A 3,449-nucleotide genomic window follows, 5' to 3' on the forward strand; every position below is an offset into this window, starting at 1 on the left:
CGGGCACCACCCGGCGAGGACGACAGGTGCTCCAGTGCGGCCACGTGGCCCGTGGCGAGGTCGAGGACGTGGATGTAGTCGCGCAGCGGCGTGCCGTCGGGGGTCGGGTAGTCGTCGCCGAAGACGGTCAGCGAGTCCCGACGACCGACCGCCACCTGCGCGATGTAGGGGGTCAGGTTGTTGGGGATGCCCGACGGGTCCTCGCCGATCTCGCCGGACTCGTGCGCCCCGACCGGGTTGAAGTAGCGCAGGATGCCGATCCGCCACGAGGAGTCGGCCGCGGCGACGTCGGACAGGATCTGCTCGATCATCACCTTGGTCCAGCCGTAGGGGTTGTTGGCACCCAGCGGCTGGTGATCCTCCTGATAGGGCACGGGCGCGTGGTCGCCGTACACCGTCGCGGAGGAGGAGAAGACCAGCTGGCGGGTCTCCGAGGCGGCCATCGCGCGCAGCAGCACGAGCGTCGACTCGAGGTTGTTGCCGTAGTAGTCGAGCGGCTGGGCCACGCTCTGCCCCACCGCCTTGTGCCCGGCGAAGTGGATCACCGCGTCGTAGCCGCCGTCGGCGAACAACGCCGTGACGGCCGGCTCGTCGCGCAGGTCCAGCTCATGGAGCGGCACGTCGCGCCCGCCGAGCTTCTCGACGCGGCGCAGCGCCTCGGGCGAGGAGTTGTCGAAGTTGTCGAGCACCTCGACGTCGTGACCGTGCCCGAGCAGCTCGAGAACCGTGTGCGAGCCGATGTAGCCGGCGCCGCCGGTGACCAGGATCTTCATGATGGGTCAGCCTACGGCGCCACCGGCTGCCACACTGTGCGCATGTCCACCGCCAGGCCCACCGCACTCATCACCGGCATCACCGGCCAGGACGGCCTCTACCTCGCGGAGCTGCTGCTCGCGAAGGGGTATGAGGTCCATGGCGTGATCCGCGGACAGAACAATCCGCGACGCGAGCTCGTCGAGCGCCTCGTCCCCGACGTCCGGCTGCACAACGGTGACCTGACCGACCTGTCCAGCCTGATGCGTGCGCTGCGCGACTCCCAGCCCGACGAGGTCTACAACCTGGGCGCGGTCAGCTTCGTCGCCTACTCCTGGGAGAACGCCTTCGTCACCAGCGACGTGACCGGCATGGGCGTCCTCAACCTCCTCGAGGCGGTCCGCCTGCACGCCGGCGACGACCCGGGATCCGTGCGTTTCTACCAGGCCTCGAGCTCGGAGATGTTCGGCAAGGTGCAGGAGACGCCGCAGCGCGAGAAGACCCTGCTCTGGCCGCGTTCGCCGTACGGCGTGAGCAAGGTCTACGGCCACTACATGACCATCAACTACCGCGAGTCCTACGGCATGCACGCCAGCTCCGGCATCCTCTTCAACCACGAGTCGCCGCGGCGCGGCGAGGAGTTCGTCACCCGCAAGGTCAGCAAGGCGGTCGCGGCGATCAAGCTCGGACTCCAAGAAGAGATCGTCATGGGCAACATCGACGCCCGCCGCGACTGGGGCTTCGCCGGCGACTACGTCGAGGCGATGTGGCGGATGCTGCAGCAGCCCGAGGCCGACGACTACGTCATCGCCACCGGAGAGACGCACACGATCGAGGAACTGCTGAGGATCGCGTTCGGCCACGTCGGCATCGACGACTGGCGCCGCTACGTCCGCCAGGACCCTGCCTTCATGCGACCGGCCGAGGTCGATGAGCTGATCGGCGACGCGAGCAAGGCGCACGAGGTGCTGGGCTGGAAGCCCACGGTCGGCTTCGAGGAGCTCGTCACGATGATGGTCGACGCCGACCTGGCCGCCCTCAAGGCAGGCTGGTGACCCCCACCGCCAACAGGGCGCTGGTCACCGGGATCGGCGGGCAGGACGGCAGCTACCTGGCCGAGCGGTTGCTGGCCGACGGCACCGAGGTGCACGCCCTCGTCCTGCGCGACGACGCCACCCCGCCGTACTGCCCGCCAGAGGTGACCCTGCATGTCGGCGACCTCGCCGACATCGCCGCCACTCGCCGGCTCGTGCTCGACCTGGCGCCCGACGAGGTCTACAACCTCGCGGCGATCAGCTCGGTGGCGCAGTCGTGGGACGAGCCCGACCTCACGGCCCAGGTCAACGGCCTCGCCGCGGTCGCCCTGATGGAGTCGGCCCGCCTGGTCGGCGACCACGTCCGCGTCATCCAGGCCTCCAGCGCGGAGATCTTCGGCGAGCCCGACCACTCCCCGCAGACCGAGCAGACGCCGGTGCGCCCGCTCAATCCGTACGGCGCAGCCAAGGCCTTCGCCCACCTGTCGGTCGCGGTCCAGCGCCACCGCGGGCTGCACGCCTCGAGCCTGGTGCTCTACAACCACGAGTCACCGAGGCGCCCGGACCGCTTCGTGACCCGCAAGATCACCTCCACCGTCGCCGCCATCGCCCGCGGCGAGGCCGGCGAGCTCACCCTCGGCAACCTCGAGGCCCGCCGCGACTGGGGCTGGGCGCCGGACTACGTCGATGCGATGGTCCGTGCCGCCCGGGCCGACGAGCCTGACGACTACGTCATCGCCACCGGCATCGGTCACACGGTCCGCGACTTCGTCGCGACGGCCTTCCGGCACGCCGGCATCACAGACTGGGAAGGGCTGGTGACCAGCGACCCCGCCCTGGCCCGCCCGGCCGACGCCACCGACCTCACCGGTGACGCGACGCACGCACGCGACACGCTCGGCTGGGCGCCCACCGTCGACTTCGACGCGGTGGTGGCGGCCATGGTCGCAGCCGACCTCTCGGCCTCCTAGCGACCGGCCTGCTCCTCCAGGAGCCCGAGCAGGTAGGCGCCGTACCCGCTCTTGACCAGAGGCTCGGCCCGATCGGCGAGCTCGGCGTCGGACAGGAAGCCCATCCGCCAGGCGACCTCCTCCGGGGCGCCGATCTTGAAGCCCTGGCGGCCCTCGATCGTGCGCACGAAGTTGCTGGCGTCGTTGAGGGAGTCGAACGTGCCGGTGTCGAGCCAGGCCGTGCCGCGGGGCAGCACCTCGACCTGGAGGTTGCCCTGCTCGAGGTAGATCCGGTTGAGGTCGGTGATCTCGAGCTCGCCGCGCGCCGACGGCTTGAGGTCGCGGGCGTGACCGATCACGTCGTTGTCGTAGAAGTAGAGGCCCGGCACCGCGAAGTGGCTCTTGGGGTGCTCCGGCTTCTCCTCCAGGGAGAGCGCCCGGCCCTCGGCGTCGAACTCGACGACGCCATAGGCCTTGGGGTCGGCCACGTGGTAGCCGAACACGGCCGCGCCCTTGAGCTCCTCGAACCGGCGCAGCCGGGTGCCGAGCCCGGTGCCGTAGAAGATGTTGTCGCCGAGCACGAGGCCCGAGGTCTCGTCGCCGATGTGGTCGGCACCGATGATGAAGGCCTGGGCCAGCCCGTCGGGACTCGGCTGCACCGCGAACGTGATGTTCACCCCGAACTGTGAGCCGTTGCCGAGAAGCCGGTGGA

4 protein-coding genes are annotated in these 3,449 nt (G+C 69.9%); 2 read left to right on the plus strand and 2 right to left on the minus strand.

Annotation, left to right across the window (positions count from 1 at the left end; translation table 11 throughout):
- On the minus strand, positions 1 to 773 hold a 773-nt coding region (gene galE / locus RMO85_RS02250; RefSeq protein WP_310526215.1), incomplete at its 3' end, for a UDP-glucose 4-epimerase GalE.
- 42 nt (positions 774 to 815) lie between these two features.
- On the opposite strand from galE, the gene RMO85_RS02255 reads away from it, so the two are divergent.
- Together RMO85_RS02255 and RMO85_RS02260 are read left to right on the plus strand one after the other, a co-directional pair.
- The gene (locus RMO85_RS02255) at positions 816 to 1,808 is read left to right on the plus strand and encodes a GDP-mannose 4,6-dehydratase (RefSeq protein WP_310526216.1); all 993 of its coding nucleotides are present in this window, start codon (positions 816 to 818) and stop codon (positions 1,806 to 1,808) included.
- Positions 1,805 to 2,758, plus strand: a complete 954-nt coding sequence (locus tag RMO85_RS02260; RefSeq protein ID WP_310526217.1) for a GDP-mannose 4,6-dehydratase — start codon at positions 1,805 to 1,807, stop codon at positions 2,756 to 2,758. The genes RMO85_RS02255 and RMO85_RS02260 overlap by 4 nt, the downstream gene beginning before the upstream one ends.
- On the opposite strand, the gene RMO85_RS02265 is transcribed toward RMO85_RS02260, so the two are convergent.
- The coding region (locus RMO85_RS02265) for a sugar phosphate nucleotidyltransferase (protein ID WP_310526218.1) at positions 2,755 to 3,449 on the minus strand (695 nt) is incomplete at its 5' end. The genes RMO85_RS02260 and RMO85_RS02265 overlap by 4 nt on opposite strands.

Origin of the sequence: Nocardioides sp., assembly GCF_031422975.1 — a bacterium.
Classification (GTDB): Bacteria; Actinomycetota; Actinomycetes; order Propionibacteriales; family Nocardioidaceae; genus Nocardioides.

Excerpts from the sequence above, each read along its gene's own strand:
- RMO85_RS02255 (WP_310526216.1), top strand. The coding sequence starts at position 816 with ATGTCCACCGCCAGGCCCACCGCACTCATCACCGGCATCACCGGCCAG.